At 33.2% G+C, this 25,724-nt stretch carries 27 protein-coding genes; 11 read left to right on the top strand and 16 right to left on the bottom strand.

The genetic code is table 11. The features are described from left to right. Positions 1-129: 129 nt before the first annotated feature. Together LQ679_RS05760 and LQ679_RS05755 are read right to left on the bottom strand one after the other, a co-directional pair. Positions 130-1,038 (bottom strand): nuclease-related domain-containing protein, encoded by a 909-nt coding sequence (locus LQ679_RS05760; RefSeq protein ID WP_239762240.1) that lies wholly within the window; start codon positions 1,036-1,038, stop codon positions 130-132. A gap of 94 nt (positions 1,039-1,132) precedes the next feature. Further along, a complete protein-coding gene (locus LQ679_RS05755; RefSeq protein ID WP_037588854.1) occupies positions 1,133-2,470 on the bottom strand; it encodes a glucose-6-phosphate isomerase in 1,338 nt (445 codons plus the stop codon). A gap of 210 nt (positions 2,471-2,680) precedes the next feature. Here LQ679_RS05755 and LQ679_RS05750 point away from each other — a divergent pair, with 210 nt between their 5' ends. Beyond that, the gene (locus LQ679_RS05750; RefSeq protein ID WP_025904705.1) at positions 2,681-3,883 is read left to right on the top strand and encodes an argininosuccinate synthase; all 1,203 of its coding nucleotides are present in this window, start codon (positions 2,681-2,683) and stop codon (positions 3,881-3,883) included. Then, on the top strand, positions 3,880-5,253 hold the full coding sequence (gene argH, locus LQ679_RS05745) for an argininosuccinate lyase (RefSeq protein ID WP_204188809.1): 1,374 nt from the start codon (positions 3,880-3,882) through the stop codon (positions 5,251-5,253). The genes LQ679_RS05750 and argH overlap by 4 nt, the downstream gene beginning before the upstream one ends. A gap of 48 nt (positions 5,254-5,301) precedes the next feature. Here the strand turns inward: argH and LQ679_RS05740 are convergent, their stop codons facing one another. The 6 genes from LQ679_RS05740 to LQ679_RS05715 all read right to left on the bottom strand — a co-directional run bounded on the left by LQ679_RS05740 (position 5,302) and on the right by LQ679_RS05715 (position 11,397). Continuing rightward, complete coding sequence (locus tag LQ679_RS05740) at positions 5,302-6,546, bottom strand: Glu/Leu/Phe/Val family dehydrogenase (RefSeq protein ID WP_025904703.1); 1,245 nt, start codon at positions 6,544-6,546, stop codon at positions 5,302-5,304. 108 nt (positions 6,547-6,654) lie between these two features. Further along, complete coding sequence (locus LQ679_RS05735) at positions 6,655-7,845, bottom strand: ornithine--oxo-acid transaminase (protein ID WP_025904702.1); 1,191 nt, start codon at positions 7,843-7,845, stop codon at positions 6,655-6,657. A 70-nt stretch (positions 7,846-7,915) separates the two neighbouring features. Continuing rightward, a complete protein-coding gene (gene pruA, locus LQ679_RS05730; RefSeq protein ID WP_058591479.1) occupies positions 7,916-9,460 on the bottom strand; it encodes an L-glutamate gamma-semialdehyde dehydrogenase in 1,545 nt (514 codons plus the stop codon). A gap of 244 nt (positions 9,461-9,704) precedes the next feature. Next, on the bottom strand, positions 9,705-10,085 hold the full coding sequence (gene ygs, locus LQ679_RS05725) for a S1 domain-containing post-transcriptional regulator Ygs (protein WP_204188810.1): 381 nt from the start codon (positions 10,083-10,085) through the stop codon (positions 9,705-9,707). A gap of 431 nt (positions 10,086-10,516) precedes the next feature. Continuing rightward, positions 10,517-10,720, bottom strand: coding sequence for a hypothetical protein (locus LQ679_RS05720; RefSeq protein WP_025904699.1), 204 nt, complete (start codon positions 10,718-10,720; stop codon positions 10,517-10,519). Positions 10,721-10,803: 83 nt separating this feature from the next. Further along, on the bottom strand, positions 10,804-11,397 hold the full coding sequence (locus tag LQ679_RS05715) for a peptidylprolyl isomerase (protein ID WP_239762239.1): 594 nt from the start codon (positions 11,395-11,397) through the stop codon (positions 10,804-10,806). Between the two features lie 76 nt (positions 11,398-11,473). Here LQ679_RS05715 and kapB point away from each other — a divergent pair, with 76 nt between their 5' ends. The 8 genes from kapB to mnhG all read left to right on the top strand — a co-directional run bounded on the left by kapB (position 11,474) and on the right by mnhG (position 17,736). Further along, complete coding sequence (kapB, locus tag LQ679_RS05710) at positions 11,474-11,851, top strand: sporulation phosphorelay system protein KapB (RefSeq protein ID WP_037588851.1); 378 nt, start codon at positions 11,474-11,476, stop codon at positions 11,849-11,851. Between the two features lie 152 nt (positions 11,852-12,003). Continuing rightward, the gene (locus LQ679_RS05705; RefSeq protein ID WP_239762238.1) at positions 12,004-14,415 is read left to right on the top strand and encodes a Na+/H+ antiporter subunit A; all 2,412 of its coding nucleotides are present in this window, start codon (positions 12,004-12,006) and stop codon (positions 14,413-14,415) included. Further along, on the top strand, positions 14,396-14,824 hold the full coding sequence (locus tag LQ679_RS05700; RefSeq protein WP_025904695.1) for a Na(+)/H(+) antiporter subunit B: 429 nt from the start codon (positions 14,396-14,398) through the stop codon (positions 14,822-14,824). The genes LQ679_RS05705 and LQ679_RS05700 overlap by 20 nt, the downstream gene beginning before the upstream one ends. Beyond that, positions 14,824-15,165 carry a Na(+)/H(+) antiporter subunit C gene (locus tag LQ679_RS05695; protein WP_025904694.1) on the top strand — a complete coding sequence of 114 codons (342 nt, stop codon included), beginning with the start codon at positions 14,824-14,826 and terminating at the stop codon, positions 15,163-15,165. The genes LQ679_RS05700 and LQ679_RS05695 overlap by 1 nt, the downstream gene beginning before the upstream one ends. Next, positions 15,158-16,648 carry a Na+/H+ antiporter subunit D gene (locus tag LQ679_RS05690; protein ID WP_037588849.1) on the top strand — a complete coding sequence of 497 codons (1,491 nt, stop codon included), beginning with the start codon at positions 15,158-15,160 and terminating at the stop codon, positions 16,646-16,648. The genes LQ679_RS05695 and LQ679_RS05690 overlap by 8 nt, the downstream gene beginning before the upstream one ends. After that, positions 16,648-17,130 (top strand): Na+/H+ antiporter subunit E, encoded by a 483-nt coding sequence (locus LQ679_RS05685; RefSeq protein ID WP_025904692.1) that lies wholly within the window; start codon positions 16,648-16,650, stop codon positions 17,128-17,130. Before LQ679_RS05690 ends, LQ679_RS05685 begins: the two co-directional genes overlap by 1 nt. Further along, the gene (locus LQ679_RS05680) at positions 17,127-17,417 is read left to right on the top strand and encodes a Na(+)/H(+) antiporter subunit F1 (protein WP_025904691.1); all 291 of its coding nucleotides are present in this window, start codon (positions 17,127-17,129) and stop codon (positions 17,415-17,417) included. Before LQ679_RS05685 ends, LQ679_RS05680 begins: the two co-directional genes overlap by 4 nt. Next, positions 17,395-17,736, top strand: a complete 342-nt coding sequence (gene mnhG / locus LQ679_RS05675; protein WP_025904690.1) for a monovalent cation/H(+) antiporter subunit G — start codon at positions 17,395-17,397, stop codon at positions 17,734-17,736. The genes LQ679_RS05680 and mnhG overlap by 23 nt, the downstream gene beginning before the upstream one ends. A gap of 42 nt (positions 17,737-17,778) precedes the next feature. On the opposite strand, the gene LQ679_RS05670 is transcribed toward mnhG, so the two are convergent. From LQ679_RS05670 to LQ679_RS05640, 7 genes are all read right to left on the bottom strand, one after another. Next, entirely contained in the window at positions 17,779-18,147 is a 369-nt protein-coding gene (locus tag LQ679_RS05670) for a PaaI family thioesterase (RefSeq protein ID WP_204170982.1), read from the bottom strand. Between the two features lie 23 nt (positions 18,148-18,170). Beyond that, a complete protein-coding gene (locus LQ679_RS05665) occupies positions 18,171-19,505 on the bottom strand; it encodes a Na+/H+ antiporter family protein (protein WP_037588847.1) in 1,335 nt (444 codons plus the stop codon). Between the two features lie 180 nt (positions 19,506-19,685). Beyond that, positions 19,686-21,161: a M17 family metallopeptidase gene (locus LQ679_RS05660; RefSeq protein WP_239762242.1), complete on the bottom strand. Its 1,476-nt coding sequence runs from the start codon at positions 21,159-21,161 to the stop codon at positions 19,686-19,688. Between the two features lie 18 nt (positions 21,162-21,179). Further along, positions 21,180-21,500 (bottom strand): YuiB family protein, encoded by a 321-nt coding sequence (locus tag LQ679_RS05655; protein ID WP_107577233.1) that lies wholly within the window; start codon positions 21,498-21,500, stop codon positions 21,180-21,182. A gap of 65 nt (positions 21,501-21,565) precedes the next feature. Beyond that, positions 21,566-22,780: an NAD(P)/FAD-dependent oxidoreductase gene (locus LQ679_RS05650; protein ID WP_037588845.1), complete on the bottom strand. Its 1,215-nt coding sequence runs from the start codon at positions 22,778-22,780 to the stop codon at positions 21,566-21,568. A 153-nt stretch (positions 22,781-22,933) separates the two neighbouring features. Continuing rightward, on the bottom strand, positions 22,934-23,293 hold the full coding sequence (locus tag LQ679_RS05645; protein ID WP_204252792.1) for a HesB/IscA family protein: 360 nt from the start codon (positions 23,291-23,293) through the stop codon (positions 22,934-22,936). Between the two features lie 11 nt (positions 23,294-23,304). Further along, complete coding sequence (locus tag LQ679_RS05640; RefSeq protein WP_025904683.1) at positions 23,305-23,541, bottom strand: YuzB family protein; 237 nt, start codon at positions 23,539-23,541, stop codon at positions 23,305-23,307. A 153-nt stretch (positions 23,542-23,694) separates the two neighbouring features. On the opposite strand from LQ679_RS05640, the gene LQ679_RS05635 reads away from it, so the two are divergent. Beyond that, entirely contained in the window at positions 23,695-24,759 is a 1,065-nt protein-coding gene (locus LQ679_RS05635; RefSeq protein ID WP_159315247.1) for an NAD(P)/FAD-dependent oxidoreductase, read from the top strand. Between the two features lie 579 nt (positions 24,760-25,338). Here the strand turns inward: LQ679_RS05635 and LQ679_RS05630 are convergent. After that, positions 25,339-25,665: a YuzD family protein gene (locus LQ679_RS05630; protein WP_037588843.1), complete on the bottom strand. Its 327-nt coding sequence runs from the start codon at positions 25,663-25,665 to the stop codon at positions 25,339-25,341. Between the last annotated feature and the right edge of the window lie 59 nt (positions 25,666-25,724).

Below are 25,724 nucleotides of genomic sequence, written 5' to 3'. Positions count from 1 at the left end.
CCAGATTTTTATTTATGGGGCTGCTAATCTGGGTTTCGGGGCGCTATTTTTTTTTATCGGCCTGTTAATCTCGTTTTCGGGTCGCTATTTTTATTTATCGGCCTGGAAATTGCATTTTCGGGTCGCTATTTATTCATTAGACATATATTTCGTTGATTTTGCTTTACCAACTCTTTTGAAATTTTTATATAGTATTCTTTTAATCGCGCTATTTGAGACCCCCGTCCACATTTCTGCTTCTTTTACTGAAAATGGTGCGCCTTTTAATAAATATAATTCTTCTAATGATTGAATAATAATATTCGCTCTATTCAATTCTTTCTTACAATGGTGACATTTTAAATATTTTCGTTTATTAAATAATTCATCTACTCGAATCAACTTTCGACAGTTTGTACATCGTACGCCTCCTTTTAAATCTTTATAGTCTATATTCAAATTTGGTATTTGATTTGTATTTAAAAATGGTTCGTGTAGGCTTTTTAGTTTGCAGTATATCCATTTATTTTCTTCATATTTAAAGTTTTGTGATACCATGTCTTTTATTTTATGTATCTCACTTTTTAAAATAATGTTCATTCGAGATCGTAAATCACCATGTAACGTGAATGTTGGATGTATAAAAACAACATAGCTTTCTACTTTGCGTTTTAATTTATATTTCTCAACGATTCTTTTTAAGCCTTCTTGAGCGACTTCATATTGATTAATAAGATCTTTAGATACAAAACCTGTACTTCTAAATAATTTGTGCTGATCATAATAATAGTCACCTGTATAATTTTTAATTTCAAATTGAATAATAGCATCGTCAGTTATGACTACAAAATCAAGTTGAATATGGTTAAAATTTTTAATCTGCAAATCATATAGCCACCATTCTGCCCCATAACTTTCAAGTATTTGAGCGAATGCTTTTTCACCTTCGTACCCTTGTTTTGTGACTTGGTATTGTTCATCTACATTTTCAGGTAACACATCTATCCTATTTTGCAATGCATCAATATAAGCTAAAAATAAATTTTTACGTATTTTCATAAAATACCACTCATTTCTTCAAAAAATTCAAATCCAAAATAAAAAAAGTCCTCCAAATTAAATTTGGGGACTTTTTTCTAAAATACGTTTCATATTATAGTCTATCTTCTAATTCTTTTTTCAAGTCTTCGAATCCTGGTTTACCAAGTAATGCGAACATATTTTGTTTATATGCTTCAACACCCGGTTGGTTAAATGGATTCACACCTAACATATAACCACTCATTGCACATGCTAATTCGAAGAAGTATACAACATAACCGAATGTATATGCATCTAATTGAGGAACTTTAACAACTAAGTTTGGTACGCCACCATCTGTATGTGCTAATAATGTTCCTTGGAATGCTTTCGTATTAACGAAGTCAACTGTTTCACCTGCTAAGAAGTTTAAACCGTCTAAATCGTCTTTGTCTTCTTCAATTGTAATATCATGTTTAGGATTTTCAACTTTTACAACTGTTTCAAATAAGAAACGACGGCCTTCTTGTACATATTGACCAAGTGAATGTAAGTCAGAAGTGAAGTTTGCACTTGATGGATAAATACCTTTGAAGTCTTTACCTTCAGATTCACCGAATAACTGTTTCCACCATTCACTGAAGTATTGTAAAGCTGGTTCATAGTTGATTAACATTTCTGTTGAATATCCTTTTGCATATAAGATATTACGAATTGCTGCATATTGATATGCAATATTGTCATCAAGTTCTGAAGATGATAAATCTTCACGTGCAGCTGCAGCACCTTTCATCATATCTTGAATATCAATACCACTTGCTGCGATTGGTAATAATCCAACTGCTGTTAATACTGAATATCTACCACCGACATCATCTGGTACGACAAATGTTTCATATCCTTCACCAGTTGCTAAATCTTTTAAAGCACCTTTTTCTTTATCAGTTGTAGCAAAGATACGGTTTTTAGCTTCTTCTTTACCGTATTTTTCTTCTAAAATTTTCTTAAAGATTCTAAATGCTACTGCAGGTTCAGTCGTTGTACCTGATTTAGAAATAACATTAATAGAGAAATCTTTACCATCTATATACTCAATTAAATCATGTACATAAGATGAAGATAAATGATGACCTACAAATATAATTTGAGGATTTTCACCTTTTTCATAATTAGCAAATGTAGAATTTAACATTTCAACTGCTGCACGAGCACCTAAATATGAACCACCAATACCAATTACAAGTAATACTTCAGATTGTTCTTTGATACGTTTAGAAGCAGCTAGAATTCTATCGAACTCTTCTTTGTCATAATCTACAGGAAGGTCAACCCATCCTAAAAAGTCGCTACCTGCTCCAGTCTTTTCATGTATAACATGATGTATATTTTTTACTAGATCACGTGATTGTTCTAACTCATGTTCACCAAAAAATGTTAAAGCTTTTTTATAATCAAATTGAATATGTGACATAATATCCTCCTATGTAATCTATATTTAATTTCAACAACGTCTTTATTTTACTCTAGTTTTCATAGGCTTTCAATCGAAATGCAACGATATACTTTTAAGTGCATAAATATTTAAAATAACTATTGAACATTCATTCCTAATATGATATTGTATGTTTATCGATTAAATATACAAGATATTAAATATTAATACAAAAGCGAGGTTTTTTTAATGACTAACAAAGTTGTATTGGCATACTCAGGTGGATTAGATACGAGTGTTGCAGTAAAATGGCTAATTGAAAAAGGATATACAGTAATTGCATGTTGTTTAGATGTTGGTGAAGGTAAAGATTTAGAACTAGTAAAACAAAAAGCATATGATATGGGTGCAGAAAAATCATATGTAATAGACGCAACTAAAGAATTCAGTGAAGATTTTGTTGGATATGCAATTAAAGGGAATACAATGTATGAAGGAAGTTATCCACTTGTTTCTGCATTAAGTAGACCACTTATCTCTAAGAAATTAGTTGAAATCGCGCAAGAAGAAGATGCGATTGCAATAGCACATGGCTGTACTGGTAAAGGGAATGACCAAGTACGTTTTGAAGTAGCTATTAAAGCATTAGCACCTCATATTGAAGTATTAGCGCCAGTACGTGAATGGTCTTGGAGTCGTGAGGAAGAAATTGATTATGCTAAAAAACATAACATTCCAATTCCTATCAATTTAGATTCTCCATATTCAATTGACCAAAATTTATGGGGTCGTAGTAATGAGTGTGGTATTCTTGAAGATCCATTTGCGACACCACCAGAAGATGCATATGATTTAACGAAACCAATAGAAGAAACACCTGATACACCAGAAGAACTTGAAATTGTATTTGAAAAAGGTTTACCTATTTCAATCAATAATAAATCATATCCGTTAGATGAATTAATTTTACAACTTAATGAAATTGCTGGTTTACACGGTATCGGTAGAATCGATCACGTAGAAAACCGTTTAGTTGGTATTAAATCACGTGAAGTCTATGAAACACCGGGTGCAAAGGTTATAATGGAAGCACATAAAGCGTTAGAAACGATTACTTTAACTAAAGACGTTGCACACTTTAAACCAGTAATCGAAAAACAATTAGCTGAACAAATCTATAATGGATTATGGTTCTCTCCATTAACAGATAGCTTAAAACAATTTATCGATTCTACACAAACTCAAGTAACAGGTACAGTTCGTGTTAAACTATTTAAAGGAAATGTAATCGTTAATGGACGTAAATCTCCATTTAGTTTATACAATGAAGCACTTGCTACGTATACTAAAGAAGACGCATTTAACCAAGAAGCAGCTGTTGGATTCATTGAAATCTTCGGTTTACCTACTAAGGTTAAAGCATTATTAGAAACAGAGGGTGTTTTAAAATGACAAAAAAAGCATGGGGTGGAAGATTCGAGTCTAACCCTGAATCATGGGTAGATGCATTTAATGCATCTATCCATTTTGATAAAAATTTAATTGATCAAGATATTCAAGGTAGTATTGCACATGCAACAATGTTAGCGGAGCAAAATATCATCAAAACAGAAGAAGCAAATCAAATTATTCAAGGTTTAAAAGATATTCAAGCCGACTATTATAACGGTAATCTTGAGCTTTCTGAATCACTAGAAGATATTCATTTAAATATTGAACATGCTTTAATTCAGAAGATTGGTCAAGTTGGCGGTAAATTGCATACTGGTAGAAGTAGAAATGACCAAGTTGCAACGGATATGCACCTTTATACAAAACAACATGTTCAAGAGATTTTCACACTTATAGAGTCTCTTCAAAAATCAATACTTGTTATTGCTGATGAACATGTGCATACTATCATGCCCGGTTACACGCACTTACAAAGAGCGCAACCTATTTCTTTCGCGCATCATATCATGACTTATTTCTGGATGTTAGAGCGTGATAAATCGAGATTTAATGATAGTTTAAAAAGAATCGACATCAGTCCACTAGGTGCTGCAGCTTTAAGCGGTACAACGCACCCTATTGATAGACATCGTACACAAGAACTTTTAAACTTTAGTAGTTTATATGAAAATAGTCTTGATGCAGTTAGTGACCGTGATTATATCGTTGAAACATTGCATAATATTTCATTAACGATGGTTCACCTTTCGAGATTTGCAGAAGAAATTATTTTCTGGTCTACTGATGAAGCTAAATTCGTTACATTATCAGATAGTTTCTCTACTGGATCATCGATTATGCCACAGAAGAAAAATCCTGATATGGCAGAATTGATTAGAGGAAAAGTAGGCCGAACAACGGGTCATTTAATGAGTATGCTCGTTACTTTAAAAGGCTTGCCACTAGCATATAATAAAGATATGCAAGAAGATAAAGAAGGTCTGTTTGATGCCATTCATACGATTAAAGGCTCATTACGTATTTTCGAAGGTATGATTTCTACTATGCAAGTGAATAAAGAGCGTTTAAACGAAACAGTCCATAAAGATTTTTCTAATGCTACTGAGCTAGCTGATTATTTAGTAGAACAAAATATACCTTTCAGAGAAGCACATGAGATCGTAGGTAAAATCGTCTTATGGTGCATTCAAAACGGTAAATATTTATTAGATGTGCCATTAGAACAATATCAATCTTATAACGAACGTATACAAGAAAATGTATATGATTACTTGAAACCTGAAAACTGTTTAAACCGTAGAAAAAGTTATGGTTCAACAGGTCAAGAGTCCGTACAACATCAAATTAATGTCGCTAAAGAACTCATATAATCAAAAAAACACACCATTCAAAATGGTGTGTTTTTTATTGGTTAAGGCTTATGCCCATCCTCTATATCTAGCCGCTTCAGCTGTACGTTTAATACCTACAATATAAGCTGCTAATCTCATATCTATTTTTCTGTTTTCTGATAAGTTGTAAATTGTATCAAAAGCTTTAACTAATTTTTCACGTAGTTTTTCGTTAACTTCTTCTTCAGTCCAGTAATAACCTTGGTTATTTTGTACCCACTCGAAGTAAGATACTGTTACGCCACCAGCACTTGCTAGTACGTCTGGTACAAGAAGAACGCCACGCTCACTTAATATTTTAGTTGCTGCCATTGTAGTTGGACCATTAGCTGCTTCTACTACAATTTCAGCTTTAATATCATTAGCATTTTCTTCTGTAATTTGATTTGAAATCGCTGCTGGAACAAGGATATCACAATCAATTTCGAATAACTCTTTATTAGAAATTGTATCATCAAATAGATTTGTAACTGTTCCGAAGCTATCACGACGATCTAATAAATAATCGATATCTAAACCTTCAGGATCATGAAGTGCACCGTAAGCATCTGAAATACCTACAATTTTAGCGCCTTGATCATATAAGAATTTCGCTAAAAAGCTTCCTGCGTTACCAAATCCTTGAATAACGACTCTTGAACCTTCGATTGTTTTTCCACGTCTCTTAGCTGCTTCTTCAATTGCAATAACAACACCTAATGCAGTAGAACGATCTCTACCTTGAGAACCACCTAAAACAATAGGTTTACCAGTAATAAATCCTGGAGAATTGAATTCATCCATTTGACTATATTCATCCATCATCCAAGCCATAATTTGTGAGTTTGTAAATACGTCTGGTGCTGGAATGTCTTTTGTAGGACCTACTATTTGAGAAATAGCACGAACATATCCACGAGATAATCTTTCTACTTCATGAATACTCATTTGTCTTGGGTCACAGACAATACCACCTTTACCACCACCATATGGTAAATCTACAATTCCACATTTTAACGTCATCCACATAGATAATGCTGTTACTTCTTCGACATCAACATCTGGGTGGAAACGAACCCCACCTTTAGTTGGTCCAACTGCATCATTATGTTGTGCACGATAACCAGTAAATGTCTTAACAGAACCGTCATCCATTCTAACAGGTATACGCACTGTTAATAATCTCATTGGTTCTTTAATTAAATCGTACATTCCCTCGTCAAAACCTAATTTATTAAGGGCTTCACCAATAATTTCTTGTGTCGATGAAACTAAATTTAAATTTTCGCTCATGATCCTCTTCGCCTCTTTTTTAAATACTTTTAATCTCTAAATAATTGTAACATAATTGATTATTTTTAAAAGGTCTTAAACGTTTTTTTGTAAACGTTATCAGATTTTTTATTTAAAAACAGACTTAACTTGATCAAGTGCCCAATCTAAATCTTCTTTTTCGATAATAAGTGGTGGTGCAAAACGAATAACTGTATCGTGTGTTTCTTTACATAACAGACCTAATTCTTTTAATTTTTCACAATATGGTCTTGCATCTTCAGTTAATTCGATACCGATGAATAAACCTTTACCTCTTACTTCTTTGATTGATGGATGATCAATTTTTTGTAATTCTTCTTTGAAATAAGTTCCTAATTCTAAAGAACGCTCAGATAATTTTTCATCAATTAGTACATCTAATGCTGCAACAGATACCGCACATGCTAGAGGGTTACCACCAAAAGTAGAACCGTGTGAACCTGGGTTAAATACTTCTAGAATTTCTTTATTACCAACGATACATGAAATTGGGAATACGCCTCCACCTAATGCTTTACCTAAGATATACATATCTGGTTGAACATTATCCCAATCTGTTGCGAATAATTTACCTGTTCTACCAAGACCAGCTTGAATTTCATCTGCAATGAATAATACATTGTTTTCATCACAAACTTCTCTAATTTGTTTTAAATAACCGTCTTCAGGTACATTAATACCCGCTTCACCTTGAATAGGTTCAATTAATACGGCTGCTGTATTTGGTGTAATAGCAGATTTAATTTGTTCGATATCACCGAAATCAACAAGTTTGAATCCACCTAATAATGGACCGTAACCTCTTTGGTATTCTTTTTCTGAAGAAAGTGAAACTGCAGCCATTGTACGACCATGGAAGTTACCATTCATCGCAATGATTTCTGCTTTGTTATCTTCTACGCCTTTCACATCATATGCCCAACGTCTTGCAGCTTTAATAGCTGTTTCAACAGCTTCTGCACCTGTGTTCATTGGTAATACCATTTCTTTATTTGCAAGTTTACAAATTTTTTCATACCAAGGACCTAATTGGTCACTGTGGAATGCACGTGAAGTAAGTGTTACACGATCTGCTTGATCTTTTAATGCTTGGATAATTTTCGGATGACGATGACCTTGGTTAACTGCAGAATAAGCAGATAACATATCTAAATAGCGATTGCCCTCTGGATCTTTAACCCAAATACCTTCCGCTTCTGAAATTACAATTGGTAATGGCAAATAGTTCGGCGCACCAAATGTATTTGTTTGTTCAATGATTTCTTGTGACTTTGTCATATTAAATCTCCTCCCATTAAAACAGTAGAGCATGTATACGCCCTACTGTATTTTTATTATTTCAACAATATTATAACATTTCTGAAGTAGTACGTCCTTGTAAGTGAAGTACTAAGTAATCTGGTCCACCTGCTTTAGAATCTGTACCTGACATTTTAAAGCCACCAAATGGTTGGTAACCTACAATTGCACCTGTACATCCTCTATTGAAGTATAAGTTACCTACCATAAAGTCTCTACGTGCTTGTTCTAATTTAGAGCGGTTATTTGTAATAACGCCACCTGTTAAACCGTATTCTGTATCATTTGCAAATTCAATTGCTTGATCAAAATCTTTTGCTTTGCTGAAACCAACAACTGGTCCGAAGATTTCTTCTTGCATTACTCTGTCGTCATGTTTTAAATCAGCAATAACAGTTGGGTTAACGAAATGTCCTTTTTCTTCGTCAGTTGTACCACCTGCTACAATACGGCCTTCTTTTTTACCGATTTCGATATATTTTTTAATTTTGTTTAATGAGTTTTCGTCAATTACTGGACCCATATAATTAGCTTGATCAGTTGAATCACCGACAGTTAATTTTTCTGTACGTTCAACTACTTTGTCTAATAATTCATCATAAATATCTTCAACTGCAATGACACGTGAACATGCTGAACATTTTTGACCTGAGAATCCAAATGCTGATTGTACAATTGAATCAGCTGCTAAATCTAAGTCGCCTTCTGAATCAACGATAATTGTATCTTTACCGCCCATTTCAGCAATAACGCGTTTAAGGTGTGTTTGGCCTTTTTGAACTTTTGCAGCTCTTTCGTAAATAGAAACACCTACATCACGAGAACCAGTAAATGAAATAAGACTTGTATCTTTATGATCAATTAAATAATCACCGATTTCACTTGATGAACCTGGAATATAGTTTACCACCCCTTTTGGTAAACCTGCTTCTTCTAAAACTTCCATAAATTTATAAGCGATAACTGGCGTTTTAGATGATGGTTTTAATAACACAGTGTTTCCTGTTACCACTGGTGCTACAGTTGTACCAGCCATGATCGCAAATGCGAAGTTCCATGGTGAAATAACAACACTTACACCAACTGGTAAATAATTATATTTATTATATTCTCCTGGACGACTTTCTACTTTTTTACCGTCTTTTAATTCAAGCATTTGACGTGCATAGTATTCCATAAAGTCGATTGCTTCAGCAGTATCTGCATCTGCTTCTTTCCATGGTTTACCACCTTCTTTAGAAAGTAAAGCTGAGAATTCGTGTTTACGACGTCTCGTAATTGCTGCTGCTCTGAATAAAACGTCAGCACGGACACTTGGATCAGTATCTCTCCATGTTTTAAAGGCTTCTTTAGCAGCTTCCATTGCTTTTTCAGCATGTTCTTTGCTTGCTTTAGAAACTAATCCTACTGTTTCTTCAATATTTGAAGGGTTATATGAACGTGTTTTATCTTCTGTAAAAATACGTTCGCCTCCAACAATAATTGGATACTCTTTTCCTAAATATCCTTCAACTGTTTTAAGACCTTCTAAATAAGCAGCCTTATTCTCCTCTTTCGTAAAATCAGTAAATGGTTCGTGTTTGTATGGAATCATTAAAGTAAACCTCCCTATGTTTATACGGGGTATTAAGAAACCCCTTACATCCCTATAATGACACACTTTTATAGATTACTTCAAGCTATTTTTTTCTGAATTTTTACAATAAAAATAAGTTGTAAATTTACTTCAAATAAATATTCAAAAAGCCGTTTAAATGTTCATTCAATGAAGTGATTTTTCGTATAAAAAAAGCCGGATTATCATGTAAGATATCCGGCTTGTAAAGACGATAGATCATTTATTCGTCTTCAAAATGTTTATTTGATTGTTTAATCCACTTAGGCAACCTTTCTTCCAAAGGTTGAAACCCGTATTTTTCTGTCTCTCTAATTTCATCTAGAACTGAGCGCTTTTCTTTCTTACGTTCTTGTCTTTTGAAATATTCATTATCTTTAAGTGATAAATTCAACTTGCCATCCGCTTCAACTTTAATTATTTTAGCTTTTACTATCTGGCCAACATTAAGAAATTGATTAAGGTTGTGCACGTAATCATTCATCACTTCAGAAATATGAATGAGACCTTCCACATGATCAGGGGTTTCAACAAAGGCGCCATATGGCTGAATGCCAGTCACTTTTACCTTTACAAACTGACCAATTTTATATTGTTTTCTCACTTTTAGAAAACCCCTTGTACTTGAAGTTATTAACTATTTCATCATAGCATAGTTATTTTTATTAAACCATTAATTTGATATATAATTCTGAAAATATTATGCATAAATATAAATCATCTATAAATTCATGAATTTATTATTAGATTAAGAAATAAGTATTCTATGGAGAAAATAGATTAAAGATTCTTTATGTGTTGGAGGATTTGTATGGGGATTTTGTATGATATGCTGGGCGCTAACGATCTTGTTTCTGTTTCTTGAGCGTTAGCGCCTCGTTTTTGCTCTATTTTTGGATTTTTTTCTGCGCTAACGATCTTGTTTTTGAGTCTTGATCGTTAGCGCCCACCCCTTAACTCAAAATATAAAAGAGACTTCGACATACATATGTCTCAGTCTCTTCCTATATATAGTATTCGTTTGGAATGCTTTATTTACTTCTTATTGTTCTTTTTCTCCTCTTGCTCTAAATGATCCATTACTTGTTTTTCAAATGATTTCATTTTTTCTTCGTCTTTTTTAGATTTTTTACGGAACATCATAAATACGATATACGCCAAAATCATAAATAATATCAACGTAGCAACAGCAGGAATATATTCTAATTTATTATCTGGAAAATAAAGAAATTCCATCATAAGCCGACCACTCCCTTAGCAACTAAATTATACCAAAGATTGAGTCGAATGCATTGATTTTTTTATGACAATTGAATGTCGATTTATTTTATAATTTCAATTGTTTCAATTACTACATCTTCAACTGGTTTATCGTTAGCGCCAACTTTAACATTAGCAATCTCTTCAAGAACTGATTCACCTTCAACAATTTGACCAAATACTGAGTGTTTTTGGTCTAACCAAGGTGTACCACCTTTTTCTGCATAGCGATCAACGATTTCTTTAGGCCAACCACCATCTTTAAGTTGAGATAACATATTTGCTGGTACTTCTTTCATTTGAACAATGAAAAATTGTGAACCGTTTGTATTTGGTCCAGCATTAGCCATAGATAACGCACCGTATAAGTTAAATGCTTGTAATGAGAATTCATCTTCAAAAGCACTTCCATAAATACTTTCGCCACCCATACCTGTACCAGTTGGGTCTCCACCTTGAACCATGAAGTCGTTGATAACTCTGTGGAAAATGATGCCATCATAATATTTTTTCTCAGCTAAACCGATGAAGTTTTCAACAGTTTTAGGTGCTAATTCAGGAAATAACTTGAATGTCATGTTTCCTTTAGTTGTTTTAATTTCTACAACTCTTTCACCTTCTAATATTTCAGTTGTTAATTGAGGATAGTTTGTCATTTAATATTCTCCATTCATGTTAAAATAATTACAATAGTGATATCATAACATAATTTTTTAGAAAGGGGATATCAACATGTATTATCAATTTCCACACAAAACAGGTCAATATGTCGTAGAAATAGTTGAAGAAAAAGGAGACCAGTTTCTCGTTAAAGTATTAGCTGTTCTCAAACATCCTAGACAAGGAGATTTACATAGTCCAAATGAAGTTGAAAATGTCTTTTTCCATGAAAGAAAAGCTTTAAGTCAATTCGAAAAAAGATATACAACTGCACAGTTTTTAAAAGACTATCCGCACGATGTTCCGAACTATATTGATTCATTAAAAACATCATTAGCTGAACTTGAAGAAAAAATGATTAAAAGAAATAATGCTTATAGTGAACAAGCTTTAAAGTGTATTGAACAATTAAAAATAGATTATTCACGTCAATACAAGGCGAATTTTTAGCAAAACTAAAAAATTTTTAATAAATTTTTAACGTGTTTCTTCATATTTAAAAATAACCTAAAAATTCTGAAAGATTGACTTGATAGTATTTTCAAGCATTAACTTTATTGTGTATAATAATATTTATAAGATTTTTGGAAGGAGGTTATTAAATGAGTTTGATGCATATTATGATTTTGTTACCTTTAATTTTTGTAATCATAATACCAATTTTATACAGATTTTATAAAGGTATACATCTAGGATGGTTTGTACTACCTATTCCGATTATTATATTTAGTTATTTTATGTCATACATAAATGTTCCAGATTCGGATAAACCATTCATTGTAATATGGGATTTCATGCCTAGATTAGGTATGAACTTCTCCGTTCATTTAGACGGACTAAGTTTATTATTCGCATCTTTAATTACAGGGATTGGTGCGCTCGTTGTTTTATATTCCATTACATATTTAAGTAAAAATGAATCACTCGGTAATTTTTATTGTTATTTACTTATGTTTATGGGAGCTATGTTAGGTGTTGTATTATCAGATAACCTATTAATGCTTTACCTATTCTGGGAATTAACATCTATTTCAAGTTTCTTACTTATCGCTTATTGGCGCCATAAACAATCGTCAATATACGGCGCACAAAAGTCATTATTAATTACAGTGTTCGGTGGCTTAATGTTACTAGGTGGATTTATTTGTATCGCAATTGCAGGTAATTCATGGAGTATTACCTCTTTAGTACAAAATGCCGCTGAAATTCAAAGTTCACCTTACTTTATTTTTGCAATGATTTTAATTTTAATTGGTGCTATGACTAAATCTGCACAATTTCCATTTCACATTTGGTTACCAGATGCAATGGAAGCACCTACACCAGTCAGTGCGTATTTGCACTCAGCAACAATGGTTAAAGCAGGTATATATTTAGTTGCTCGTACAACGCCAATTTTTGCAGCAAGTGCTGGATTTGTTTGGGCGGTAACTGCTGTCGGATTAATCACATTGTTCTGGGCATCATTTAATGCTGTTAAACAACAAGATTTAAAAGGTATTTTAGCATTCTCAACAGTTTCACAGCTCGGTATGATTATGTCCATGCTTGGAATCGGTGCTGTCAGTTATCATTATTCTGGTGAAGAAAGTCAGTTATTCTTAGCTAGTATTATCGCTGCAGTATTCCATTTAATTAACCACGCAACATTTAAAGGTGCGTTATTCATGATTACGGGAACAATCGATCATGAAGTTGGTACAAGAGACATTAAGAAATTGGGCGGTTTAATGACCATCATGCCAATTTCTTGTACATTCACAATTATTACTGCTTTAAGTATGGCGGGTGTTCCACCATTTAATGGTTTCTTATCTAAAGAAATGTTCTTAACAGCAATGTTTGATAGTCATCAAGCTGATGTATTTGGTTTATCAACACTTGGTTACTTACTACCTATCGTTGCGATTGTTGGTAGTATCTTTACGTTTGTATATTCATTTAAATATGTACATGAAATATTCTTTGGAGATTACAAACCTGAAGCATTACCTAAGAAACCACACGAAGCGCCATTACTTATGTTATTGCCGACAGGTATTTTGACATTCTTAGTTGTGTTATTTGGTTTATTCCCAAATATATTAAGCAACAGTATTATTGCACCAGCAGTAAGAGCAATTGCACCATTCGCTGATGCGCCTGATGTTCATATATCTCATTGGCACGGTATAACACCTGCTTTAATAGGTACATTAATCGTATTTATTATTGGTTTTATATTATTTAAATCAGTAGAAAAATGGTTCAATATTTACAGTATTCAACCTGAATACTTAACGTTTAATTATTATTACGACAGAGGTATTCAATTAAGTTCTTATATCTCAAACAAAATCACACAAAGCTATATGACTGGATTTATCAGATCATACTTAATGTATATTTTCGCATTCTTTATCATTATGACTGCACTTACGTTATTTACACATCCTGTAAGTGTTGCATTCGATAATATAAGCGAAATTAGACCATATGAAGTGATTTTAATGGGCTTAATTCTAGTGAGTACATTCTGTATCGTATTAGCTAAATCAAGACTATTTAGCATCATTATGTTAGCAGCAGTTGGTTATTCAGTTGCTTTATTCTTTGTATTCTTCGGTGCACCAGACTTAGCACTGACACAATTATCAATTGAAACAATTTCGACTGCCCTATTCTTACTATGTTTCTACCATTTACCTAAAATGAGTAGACATGATGAAAATAGAAACTTTAAAATTGGTAACTTAATTATTTCGATTTGTGTAGGTATTGGTGTTATCACAATCGGATTAATTTCATATGGAAATAGACATTTTGATTCTATTTCTCAATATTATATAGATAATGTATACGATCTAGCCGCTGGGAAAAACATGGTAAACGTTATTCTTGTAGACTTCCGTGGATTCGATACATTATTCGAGTCAGCTGTTTTAGGTATTGCTGGCTTAGGTATTTACACATTAGTTAAATTAAGAGACAAAGGTAAAGATGGAGGTGAAGAACATGAAGAAACAATCGAATGATGTATTCTTTCAGTTTAATGCCATTATCATTTTCCTAATTATTATGATGTATGCTGTTTCTATTTTCTTTGGTGGACACTATACACCAGGTGGCGGTTTTGTAGGTGGATTATTACTTTCATCTGCAGTCATTATTATCGGTATAGCATTTGACACTAAAACATTAAAGAAAATGTTCCCATTTGACTTTAAATTAGTAACAGCAACTGGTTTGTTCTTCTGTGTTCTAACACCAATTTTAAGTTGGACATACAACAAAACATTTTTCACACATAAATTTGGAGAATTCCATCTTCCTATCTTTGGTGAAGTTCATTGGCATACAGCAATGCTATTTGATTTAGGTGTATTACTAGCTGTTGTGGGTACCGCCATTACTATCATATTAGCGATTGGAGAGAATGAATAATGGAAATATTAATGATTTTCGTTGCAGGTATTATTATATCCGTATCAGTGTACCTAGTTCTCTCTAAAAGTTTAATTAGGATAATTATTGGTACTACATTACTATCCCATGGCGTACATTTAATGTTACTGACAATGGGTGGATTGAAAAAAGGTGCCTTACCAATTGAAGAAGAAGGTATTAAGAACTATGTTGACCCATTACCACAAGCATTGATCTTAACTGCCATCGTAATAGCTTTCGCTGTTACAGCATTCTTCTTAGTATTAGCTTTTAGAAGTTATAAAGAATTAGGAACTGATAATTTAGAAGAGATGAAGGAGGTACCGAAAGATGAGTAATTTGATTATTGTACCTCTTGTCATTACGTTTTTAACGGCCGTTACGTTAATTTTTGTCGGTCACAGACCTTATGTTAAACGTAAAGTAGTATTAACAGGTTTCTCGTTAGCATTTTTAGTGAGTTTATACAACCTCTACCACATATATATGAATGGAACACAAACTTTAAATCTAGGTAGCTGGCCAGTTCCATACAGTATTGTGATTTACGTGGATATGTTAAGTGCATTACTCGTAACTGTAAGTTTATTGATTACGCTTATCGTACTCATATACTCTCACCAATCAATTGGACTCCATCGTGAAAGATATTTTTATTACTTCGGTGTTTCAATGATGGTAACAGGTGTTAACGGCGCATTTATGACTGGTGACTTATTTAACTTATTCGTATTTTTCGAAGTATTTTTAATGTCATCATATTTATTACTTGTTATTGGTGGTACTAAAATCCAACTACAAGAAAGTATTAAATATATACTCGTTAATGTATTAACATCTGCATTCTTTGTATTAGGTGTCGGTATGCTTTACTCAATTACTGGTACATTAAATATGGGAGATCTACATGTTAAATTCGCTGAACTTTCAGGAACAGATTTAAATATCGTTGTGATTACATTTATTATGTTTCTATTTGTATTTGCGACTAAAGCAGGTATGTTTCCACTGTATTTCTGGTTACCTGGCGCTTATTATGCACCACCAATTCCAATTATCGCGCTATTCGGTGCTTTATTAACTAAAGTCGGTGCATATGCAATTATGCGTACATTTAGCTTATTCTATTCAACAAATAGTGAATTTATTACGCAAACATTAATTGTTCTAGCAATTTTAACAATCATCATGGGTTGTATCGGTGCTATCGCTTATTACGATGTTAAAAAGATTATCATCTATAACATTATGATCGCGATTGGTGTTATCTTAATTGGTGCTGCTATGATGGATAAAAATGGCATGATGGGAAGTATATACTACTTGTTACATGACATGATTATCAAAGCTGCTTTATTCTTATTAATTGGTGTCATCATTAAAATAACTGGTACCCCTGATTTAAGAAGGTTCAGTGGTTTAATCAACCACTATCCAGTTCTTGGTTGGATTTACTTTATAGCTGCCCTTTCGTTAGCAGGTATACCACCATTAAGTGGTTTCTATGGTAAATATATCATCGTAATGTCTACATTTGAAAATGGTTATTACATAAGTGGTATTATCGTTCTTTTATCAAGTTTATGTGTACTCTATTCTGTAATGCGTATTTTCTTAATGGCATTTTGGGGCGAAGAAAAAGGTTATGTTTATAACCCTAAACTACCAATTAATAAATTAATGATCGCATCAGTTGCCATTACAATTGTAGCTATTCTATTTGGTCTTGGTGCAGACTACTTATATCCATTAGTGGAAAAAGCTGCATTACCATTCTATAACCCAGAGACTTATGTTAATGCGTTAGGAGGCGATTATTAATGGCGATACAAGTACTCATAAATGTTCTTTTAGCTGCATTATGGATGATGCTTTCTGATACGTATACATTTGGTGCATTTGTATTTGGTTATCTATTTGGTATATTGTTCGTCTTAGTAGCCTTACCGCTTCTTCCAGGCAAACATTTATACTTACGTCCTGTTTGGAAATCGCTTATTTTAGCAGTGATATTCATGAAAGAATTAATTTTAGCGAATATAGATGTTATTCGAATAGTTATTCAAAAAGAAATCCATAATAAGCCAGCATTTTTCGCTTATCCTACAGATTTAGATAAAGATTGGGAAATTAGTTTATTATCACAATTAATCACTTTAACACCAGGTACAATCGTCGTAGCAATTTCAGATGACAAAAAAACACTCTATATTCATTCAATTGACTTTTCAGATATCGATTCTGAAGTGAGTGCGATTAAAGATTCATTTGAAAAAGCTATCAAGGAGGTGAGCATACGATGACAAATATATTCGTTATTATCGCGATTATCATCGTTGCACTCTCTATGATTGGTATGCTGATTCGTGTTATTATTGGCCCTACTCTTGCTGATAGAGTCATTGCGCTCGATGCATTGGGTATTACATTAATGGCCATCATAGCTTTATTCTCAGTATTAACTAATACTAGATATTTATTCGTTATACTTTTATTAATAGGTATATTAGCATTCTTAGGTACTGCAGCATTTGCGAAATTTATGGATAAAGGAGAGATCATTGAAAATGATAGAAACGATTCTTATTAGTATCTCAATTTTTATGATGGTCATTGGAGCTTGCTTTAGCTTTTTCGCAGCGTTAGGTATTCTAAGATTACCAGATGTCTTTTCTCGCGCACACGCCTCAGGAAAAGCTTCTACGTTAGGTGTTATGCTTATCTTATTAGGTGTATTGATATACTTTATCGCAAAAGAAGGACATTTCAATGTTCAATTACTACTTGGTATTATCTTTATATTCATAACAGGACCATTAGCAGGTCACTTAGTTTCAAGAAGTGCTTACTATATGGGCGTTAGACCTAGTGAAAGAACAATACGTGATGATTTAAAAGATGCAAAATAAATAATAAGAGCATGGGACAGTTAGTCCCATGCTCTTATTTGTTTATCTTTTCTTTTTGATAGCAATTGTTGCGCGTATAACGGAGATGAGTTCGTCTTGTTCGTTCGTAACTTTGACGTCCCATACTTGAGTTGTACTTCCGATATGAAGGGCTTGACCTATTGCGCGTACTGTACCTGATCGAGTTGACTTTATATGGTTTGCGTTGATTTCTAATCCTAATGGTATTTCATCTTCACTTGAAGCGTAATGTGCTCCCATAGATGCTGCTGTTTCTGCTAATGCTATTGTTGCACCGCCATGTAAGAATCCGAATGGTTGTTTAACTTTATCCGTTACGGGCATCGTCATTTCTATATAACCATGACTTGATTCGATTGTTTCTATTCCAAAGTTCTCTATTAAATCCATATGATTAATCCCCCTTAATCATACTATAATACCATTGCTGCAATAAATCCAAAAATAATTAGCGGGATATTATATATTAAGAAGTTCGGTATACACGTATCTCTAATATGATCGTGTTCACCATCAACATTTAAACCAGCTGTTGGTCCTAAAGTTGAATCACTTGCAGGACTTCCTGAATCTCCTAACGCACCTGCTGTTCCGATAACAGCTATTAATGCCATTGTGCTAAGTCCAATTTCTTGTCCAAATGGAATAAATAAACTAGCAATAATCGGGATTGTCGCAAATGATGATCCTATGCCTAGTGTTACAACAAGACCAATAGCATACATCATTATAATACTGAATGCTTTATTATCTCCTGTAATTGATGCTAGACTTTCAACTAGTGAACCTACTTCATTTGTGGCACTCATCACACCTGCAAATCCGTTTGCTGTTAAAATCACAACACCAATGTATGCCATGATTTGAATACCTTCAACTAATTTAGCATCTAAGTCTCTCCAGTTATATAATCCTGAGAAGAAGAATATTAAAATCCCTGCTAATGCACCAAAAATCATAGATTCCGTTAATGTTTGAACAACGAATGTTCCTAAAATCGCTAAGCCAGTCACAATTAATGGATATGGCTTTAATGTTTTCATTTCTTCGTCTTCTTCTACTTTAATTGTTTTATATGTTCTAGGTTTCCAATACATTATAATCGCAACGATTAATCCGAATACATAACCCATTGATGGAATTAACATTGCTTTCCAAATACTATTGAATTCTATATCTACGTTTGCTTTTCCAAATGCATCAAAGATAATAGATTGGAATATGTGACCATAACCGTATGGGAATAAAATATAAGGGAAACATAGTCCGAATCCAATAACTGTAGCAATTAATCTTCTATCCATTTGTAGTTCATTAAATAAGCTTAATAATGGTGGTATAAGAATAGGTATAAATGCGATATGGACAGGTATAATATTTTGACTGAGTACTGATATGACAAGTAATACAGCCACTAATAATATTTTTATTTTTACTCTACTTTTCTGTGAATTTTCTTTTTTCATTGATGTAATGATTTTTCCTACGATGTAGTCAGTAATACCACTATATGAAATCAGTGCTGCAAATCCTCCTAATAATGCATAAGATAGTGCAACTTCTGAACCATCAACGATTGTTTTACCAAATGTGGAAATGACTTTATCAACAGACATTCCACTTAATAAACCACCTGTTAATGCACCTATGAATATACTTAGTACAACATTTAAACGCATTAAACAAAGTATAATCATCACAATAACAGCTACTAATACTGCATTTATTTCCAAAAAGACCCTCTCCATTCTTTAGTTCTCTACCACGATAAAGTGAAATAATGAACTTATCATATCAGTTGAGAAATAGCATGTCAACATTTCAAGAATTAGTCCGAATATTCTGAATCGAATTTCGTCATAATTAAAGCGGGATCTAAACCTAGTTTTTTACATAGATTTTTTATCCCGCTTTTTATATGTTTGATTTTATTTATTTTTTAAGAAATGTAGTACTGTTGGTATCATAGCACCTGTCGCACCTTTTGGACCTTTGAATGAATCCTTTTCTGTTTCCCCTGAACCTGCAATATCAAAGTGTAAGTGTGGTATTTCATCACTAAAATGCGTTACAAATGCTGCTGCAAATAAAGCTTTACCGTTTTTATTTAAAATACAGTTAGTTAAATCTGCAACTTCTGAAGATTTAATATCTTGTTTCTCTTCATCTGTTATTGGTAATTCAAAACTTACTTCATTTGAATATTTTGCAGCTTGTTTCACATCATCAATGTATTGATCAGCATCGCTTGAGAATATCCCCGTTTTCCCTAAACCTAATGCTGCAACAACAGCTCCTGTTAATGTCGCAAAGTTCATAATAAGCTCTGGCTTATATTGTTTAACGAATGAAACAGCATCACCTAATACTAATCTTCCTTCAGCATCCGTATTTGTTATTTCAACTGTTTCTCCACTTAATGCTGTATATACATCATCTGGTTTCATTGCATTGCTTGAAATCATATTTTCAGCTAATGGTAATACTGCTACTACATGAATTGGTAATTGTAATTTGTTTATAGCATGCATCATACCTACTACGTTACTTGCACCACTCATGTCATATTTCATCGTTGGCATACCTGTTTTAGATTTAATTTGGTAACCACCTGAATCATATGTCACACCTTTACCTACAAGTGCAATTGGATCTTGAGTTGAGCCTTTATATTCAAGCACGACTAAACGTGGTGGGTTTATAGATCCTTTACCAACTGCATCTAATAAACCAATACCTTCTTCTCTAATTTCATTTTCATTTTTAATCGTTACTTTTACTTGTGAATCTTTAAAGTGCTGTTCAATTTGGTTTGCGAAATAATCTGGCGTTAAAATATTCGGTGGTGTTTGTGAATAAGTTCTCGCTATATTAACACTCTCTCCTAAAATTTCACCTTGATTAATAAATGTCGTAACATCTTCATTTGTCGTTGTAACATAATTAATGACTGTATCAACATTTGCTGATTTGTTTGATTTATACGTATCAAATACAAATGTAGCTTGTGTGAATAACCAACCAAAACGATAAGCACGTTCTTGATGAGATACATTTTGTGATACAAACGTATCATCTAACAAATGTACTTCTTCAATTCTATTACTTTGTAAATATCTGCTTAAGTTTCCGTACACAACTTGATAGTCATTTTCTTTAATTTCTTTTAAATTACTTAACCCTACAGCAATTAATTTAACGACTTGTCCATTTACGATAATCGCTGTACTAGTGATTTTACCAAGTTCGCTACTAATAATTTGTTGTTTTTTTAAATTTTCAAGTTGTCCGCCTAAAATTTGATCAATTTCATCAAAATTGTGCATTTGATTTAAATGACTTGGACAACCGATTACAATCGGATGTTCATTATTAGAATATGATTCTTTAATTTTTATATTCATCATTATTATCCCCTTTTGTTAAAACATTGAATAACCGCTTCTTCGTAAATTCCTTATAACAAATCCTGCGACAATCGCGCCAATCCATCCTGAACCAAGCATTAATATATCCGCAGTATGTATGTGTGTTAAACCTGTAATAAGTTTTGAAAATGCAGTTGTTGGATCTGTAAAGTACATAGCCGTGGAAATTTTATCTACAATTGCAAAAATAACAAATGGATAAAGTACGACCATTAACCAAGTACCTTTTAATAGCATATTTAATATAAAAGCGATTCCAAAAAACAGAACAAAAAATAATGCCATTGATATGATAACTTGCGGTAAAGATATCATAGCTAACCTCCTTTAAAAAAAGAGACCCGCCTAATAGCAGGTCTCTACACTTAATAATGAATCAATTAGAATTTACCTTTTTTATAGGCTAATCCGATACCACCAATTTTGAAAATTGCACGAGTATCGATAACTTTTTTCATGAATGCTGCTTTTTTACCAGTAATTTCACGACCCATAACAACACCAACACCATCATGGCTACCTAATGAACATACAGTACCTTTGTCATCGTATACGAATGGTTCTGTTTTCTCACCATTGAAGATGTTTTTGATGTTTTTAGCAAGGTGTTCACCTTGTTGCATAGCGATTTGTGCTGTTGTTGGAAGTGGACGTTTGTTGTCTCCTTCACCAGCCATAACAGCTGAACAGTCACCAATTACGAAGATATCATCATAGTTGTCGATTGATAAATCATCTTTAACTACGATACGACCACGTTTAACGCCGTCAAATGATTCTTCCATTAATTTGCTACCTCTAACACCTGCAGCCCAAATAGCTGTGTTAGCTTCTAAAGTTTGTTCTTCGTCGTTAACTTTAACTACGAAACCTTTTTCATTACAAGCAACGATTGGAGTAGAAATTTTGAATTCAACACCACGGTCTTCTAAATATTTAACAACGTAGTTCACTAAGTTTTCTGAGAACATAGGTAACATTTTTGGAGCAGCTTCAACACAAGTAATTTTAACTTTAGATTGATCTACACCGTATTTTTTACATAATTCAGGAATGCGTTCTGTTAATTCACCTAATAATTCAACACCAGTGAATCCAGCGCCACCTACTAAGATTGCTAAGTCATTTTCATCTTTTTCTTTAGATGCAGCATAATTAGCAAATTTATCTTCGATGTGTTTAGCAATACGACGAGAAGTGTTAATGTTTTCGATTTGTAAAGCATGTTCTTTCATACCTTCAATACCGAATGTTTCACTTTCAAATCCTAATGCAACAACAAGAATATCATATTCAAATACACCGTTAGATGTTTCAACTGTTTTAGCATCTTTGTTGATTTTTGTTACTTCTGCTTTAACGAAGTTTACTTTATTTCTGTCGATTACATTTGTAATTGGATATAAAGCATCCTCATAGTTTAAAGTACCTGCAGAAGCTTCGTGTAACCATGTAGCTTCGTAGTGATAATCGTTTTTGTTGATTAATGTAACATCAACGTCTTGGTTTGAAACTAATTTTTGCAATTTAGTTACTGTTTGTAAGCCAGCGTAACCTGCCCCTAATACTAGAACTTTTTTACGTTCAAATCCCATTATTTTCACCTATACTTTCTAAATTTTGTTTGACACTTATAGGAAAGTTGTGTCACTTTGTGTTTTTCCTCACAAATAAAGATAATACTATTTACATACAAGTTTTATTGTATATTTTTATAAAGATAAATTCAAGTGTGACATATCAATTCCTTAGCATTGTTCTGGTGTACCAGAAACATCTTTAGTCTTAAATGAGCTTCCGCAACCACAAGCTGCAATCGCATTAGGGTTGTCAATCGCAAATCCGCCACCCATTAAAGATGTCTTAAAGTCAATTGTTGTACCATTTAAAATTGGTGCATCACTCTTATCTACTAACACTTTCACACCATAAAATTCTAGAACTTCATCATTCTCTGCTGGTTCTTCTTCTGCTGACATCCCGTAAGAAAGTCCCGTACAACCGCCACCTTTAACAGATACTTTCAAATAACCATTTGGCATATCGTTATTTTTCATCATATCTTTAACTTCATAAGCTGCTGCTTCAGTTAATATAACAGTTGACATATTTATTCCTCCTAAAAAATCCAATTTTCTTCTATATGACTATATATATTTTCAAGTAATTCTTCTGGTGTTTCTCCCTTGACCATATCTCCATTGACTAATGCATATAACCCTCTTGCACATGGTCCACAATTTTGTAGACAACCGTATTCCAATACATCTACTTCTGGATCATTGTCGAGCTTGTTAAACACTACATCAGCACCTTTGGCCAAGTTTGAAATACAAAATTCGACAATTGGGTTCAATGTGTTCACCTACTCACTTTTTATTCATTAAACTATTTTAACATTCATTGTAGTTTATGCCAAAAACGATTATACTAAAAGTATACTTATATATTATAAAATATATACATACAAATTTGTAGAAATTTGATTTATGGACAAAGGAGAATAACGATGAAAAGCTTAGTATTATTAGGGGGCGGATACGGTAATATGCGCTTAATGAAAGAAATACTTCCTAGCACATTACCTTCCGATTATTCAATTACGCTGATTGATCGTATGCCATTTCACGGTTTAAAAACAGAATTCTACGCATTAGCAGCAGGCACAAAACCAGATAAAGATATTCGAGTTCAATTTCCAAAAGATAAAAAAATTAATACAGTATATGGGGAAATTACTGATATTGATTTAGACAATCAAATTGTTTCAGTTGGAGATACACGAGTTGATTATGATGAACTTGTAATAGGTTTAGGTTGTGAAGACAAATATCACAACGTACCTGGCGCAAAAGAATATACTTATAGTATTCAAACTGTACAAAACGCACGCAAAACATACCAAGCAATATGTGACTTACCAAGCGATGCAACTGTTGGTATCGTTGGTGCAGGGTTAAGCGGTATAGAACTTGCAAGTGAATTACGTGAAAGTAGACAAGATATTAAAATCAAACTTTTCGATAGAGGTGCACGAATCTTACCTGCATTCCCAGAGAAATTAAGTAAATACGTAAAAAAATGGTTTGATAAACATGATGTAGAAGTTGTACCAAATTCAAATATCACTAAAGTTGAACCAGGACAACTTTATAACAACGAAGATATTCATAACGTTGATTTAGTCGTATGGACTGCCGGTATACAACCAGTTGAAATCGTTAGAAATCTTCCAGTTGATACTAATGACGGTAGAAGGGTTATCGTAAATCAATATCATCAAATTCCAACATATCCAAATGTATATATTGTAGGCGATTGCGCAGCATTACCACATGCACCAAGCGCATATTTAGCAGAAATACAAGCTGATCAAATCGCTGAAGTCATGAAATTACAATGGGCAAACAAACCACTACCTGAAAAGATGCCAGAATTGAAACCACAAGGATTTGTAGGTTCACTTGGTGAAAAACAAGGATTCGCTTATTTAATGGAACAAACCGTAACAGGTCGTTTAGCAAGAGTCATTAAATCAGGCGTCTTATGGTTATATAAATATCATAACGGATAAGAAAAAAGTAGCAGATTACTCTGCTACTTTTTTTCTGTTGTATGTGGGGGTTGGATGGAAGTGAAGATGTGAGTTTGTTGCCTCTTTAACTCACATCTTTTGCAATCTCGTGAGTTTACTACCTCTTTAACTCACATCTTTGGCGATCTTGTGAGTTTACTTCACCTTTAACTCACATGTTTGGCGATCTCGTGAGTTTATTTCTTCTTTAACTCACATCTTTTGCAATCTCGTGAGTTTACTGCACCTTTAACTCACATGTTTGGCGATCTTGTGAGTTTACTTCACCTTTAACTCACATCTTTTGTGATCTTGTGAGTTTATTACCTCTTTAACTCACATCTTTTGCAGTCTCGTGAGTTTACTGCACCTTTAACTCACATGTTTGGCGATCTTGTGAGTTTACTTCATCTTTAACTCACATCTTTTACTATCTCGTGAGTTTACTTCATCTTTAACTCACATGTTTGGCGATCTCTTGGCTTTATTCGGACATTAAGCCACATCTTGCCTCATATCACACATCTACTCTCTACCCAACTCACCTGTCCCCAACAATCTTCCCAACATTATTCTTATTTATTGTTCTACTGCTACGTGTTCATCTATAAATTTTGTTACTGGCTTTAATTGAACATAACCATCTGCTACGTATTCATCATTGATTGTTACGAGTGGATAGAATAGTTCGTCTTCGTTTATTCTTTCAATAAATTGTTGGTCGTGATCTGTTAAATTTTCAGTTTGATTCATAATATCAATATATGTGTATTCAAGGTTTAACTCTGGATATTTTCTTCCTAAAATTGCTTGTAACCACTCAAATGTATCTTTTGATGATGGTGCATTTACACAACTTGCACATACAACATCAGCCCCATAAATTACTATACTTGCCTTGGACATTTTAGCATCCCCCTAGTTTCATGAATAGATTTTTTACCTTATTTCTATTATAATAGATA

This window comes from Mammaliicoccus sp. I-M35, from assembly GCF_022386455.1.
Taxonomy (GTDB): domain Bacteria; phylum Bacillota; class Bacilli; order Staphylococcales; family Staphylococcaceae; genus Mammaliicoccus; species Mammaliicoccus sciuri_A.
Note: the sequence above shows the minus strand (reverse complement) of the source record. Positions and strands in the feature narration are given on the sequence as shown.

Excerpts from the sequence above, each read along its gene's own strand:
- LQ679_RS05760 (WP_239762240.1), bottom strand. The coding sequence starts at position 1,038 with ATGAAAATACGTAAAAATTTATTTTTAGCTTATATTGATGCATTGCAA.
- LQ679_RS05755 (WP_037588854.1), bottom strand. The coding sequence starts at position 2,470 with ATGTCACATATTCAATTTGATTATAAAAAAGCTTTAACATTTTTTGGT.
- LQ679_RS05750 (WP_025904705.1), top strand. The coding sequence starts at position 2,681 with ATGACTAACAAAGTTGTATTGGCATACTCAGGTGGATTAGATACGAGT.
- argH (WP_204188809.1), top strand. The coding sequence starts at position 3,880 with ATGACAAAAAAAGCATGGGGTGGAAGATTCGAGTCTAACCCTGAATCA.
- LQ679_RS05740 (WP_025904703.1), bottom strand. The coding sequence starts at position 6,546 with ATGAGCGAAAATTTAAATTTAGTTTCATCGACACAAGAAATTATTGGT.
- LQ679_RS05735 (WP_025904702.1), bottom strand. The coding sequence starts at position 7,845 with ATGACAAAGTCACAAGAAATCATTGAACAAACAAATACATTTGGTGCG.
- pruA (WP_058591479.1), bottom strand. The coding sequence starts at position 9,460 with ATGATTCCATACAAACACGAACCATTTACTGATTTTACGAAAGAGGAG.
- LQ679_RS05720 (WP_025904699.1), bottom strand. The coding sequence starts at position 10,720 with ATGATGGAATTTCTTTATTTTCCAGATAATAAATTAGAATATATTCCT.
- LQ679_RS05715 (WP_239762239.1), bottom strand. The coding sequence starts at position 11,397 with ATGACAAACTATCCTCAATTAACAACTGAAATATTAGAAGGTGAAAGA.
- kapB (WP_037588851.1), top strand. The coding sequence starts at position 11,474 with ATGTATTATCAATTTCCACACAAAACAGGTCAATATGTCGTAGAAATA.
- LQ679_RS05705 (WP_239762238.1), top strand. The coding sequence starts at position 12,004 with ATGAGTTTGATGCATATTATGATTTTGTTACCTTTAATTTTTGTAATC.
- LQ679_RS05700 (WP_025904695.1), top strand. The coding sequence starts at position 14,396 with ATGAAGAAACAATCGAATGATGTATTCTTTCAGTTTAATGCCATTATC.
- LQ679_RS05695 (WP_025904694.1), top strand. The coding sequence starts at position 14,824 with ATGGAAATATTAATGATTTTCGTTGCAGGTATTATTATATCCGTATCA.
- LQ679_RS05690 (WP_037588849.1), top strand. The coding sequence starts at position 15,158 with ATGAGTAATTTGATTATTGTACCTCTTGTCATTACGTTTTTAACGGCC.
- LQ679_RS05685 (WP_025904692.1), top strand. The coding sequence starts at position 16,648 with ATGGCGATACAAGTACTCATAAATGTTCTTTTAGCTGCATTATGGATG.
- LQ679_RS05680 (WP_025904691.1), top strand. The coding sequence starts at position 17,127 with ATGACAAATATATTCGTTATTATCGCGATTATCATCGTTGCACTCTCT.
- mnhG (WP_025904690.1), top strand. The coding sequence starts at position 17,395 with ATGATAGAAACGATTCTTATTAGTATCTCAATTTTTATGATGGTCATT.
- LQ679_RS05670 (WP_204170982.1), bottom strand. The coding sequence starts at position 18,147 with ATGGATTTAATAGAGAACTTTGGAATAGAAACAATCGAATCAAGTCAT.
- LQ679_RS05665 (WP_037588847.1), bottom strand. The coding sequence starts at position 19,505 with ATGGAGAGGGTCTTTTTGGAAATAAATGCAGTATTAGTAGCTGTTATT.
- LQ679_RS05660 (WP_239762242.1), bottom strand. The coding sequence starts at position 21,161 with ATGAATATAAAAATTAAAGAATCATATTCTAATAATGAACATCCGATT.
- LQ679_RS05655 (WP_107577233.1), bottom strand. The coding sequence starts at position 21,500 with ATGATATCTTTACCGCAAGTTATCATATCAATGGCATTATTTTTTGTT.
- LQ679_RS05650 (WP_037588845.1), bottom strand. The coding sequence starts at position 22,780 with ATGGGATTTGAACGTAAAAAAGTTCTAGTATTAGGGGCAGGTTACGCT.
- LQ679_RS05645 (WP_204252792.1), bottom strand. The coding sequence starts at position 23,293 with ATGTCAACTGTTATATTAACTGAAGCAGCAGCTTATGAAGTTAAAGAT.
- LQ679_RS05635 (WP_159315247.1), top strand. The coding sequence starts at position 23,695 with ATGAAAAGCTTAGTATTATTAGGGGGCGGATACGGTAATATGCGCTTA.
- LQ679_RS05630 (WP_037588843.1), bottom strand. The coding sequence starts at position 25,665 with ATGTCCAAGGCAAGTATAGTAATTTATGGGGCTGATGTTGTATGTGCA.